1 pseudogene is annotated in these 606 nt (G+C 57.2%); it reads right to left on the reverse strand.

Features of this window, described 5'->3' with window-relative positions:
• Positions 1–481, reverse strand: a pseudogene (locus tag AC1DY5_RS58005) (recombinase family protein); the annotation flags it as partial.
• Between the last annotated feature and the right edge of the window lie 125 nt (positions 482–606).

Consider the following 606-nt stretch of genomic DNA (forward strand, 5'->3'; position numbering starts at 1 on the left):
GCGTCAGCGTCGAGGACCGGCTTACGCCCCTTGTAGACCCCTTGGGCCTTCGCGATCGCTATCCCTTCGCGCTGGCGTTCTTTGATCAGAGACCGCTCGAACTGACCGATGGCGCCAAGCAACTGGAGCATCARCATCGACATCGGATCGCTGTCGTCCTTGGCGAAAGTGAGACGTTCCTTCATGAACGTCACCGACACCCCCTTGGGGTCAGCGCCTCCACCACGTCCTGCAAGTCCCTCAAGGATCGTGAAAGGCGGTCCATGCTGTGCACGAACAGGTGGTCGCCTTCGCGTACGTAGTCGAGCATCGCCTGAAGCTGAGGCCGATGGGAGTCCTTGCCGCTCGCCTTGTCCGTGAAGGTCCTGTCCAGCTCAACGCCATCCAGTTGCAGGGCATCATTCTGGCCAACACTGGAAACCCGAACGTAGCCGATGCGTTTTCCGGTGTGCCTTGCGGCGGTCTGGCGCTGTGTGTTCATGGGAGCACAAATCCTGTGCTTTGTGCATCTGAACTCTAAGAGGCATCATGGAATATGTCAAACAATTCCAAAAATGATCCTAGATAGACACAAGCGAGTGGCTCCCTCCATGTGTAGACCATGAC

This window comes from Variovorax sp. P4_D9 (assembly GCF_056401695.1).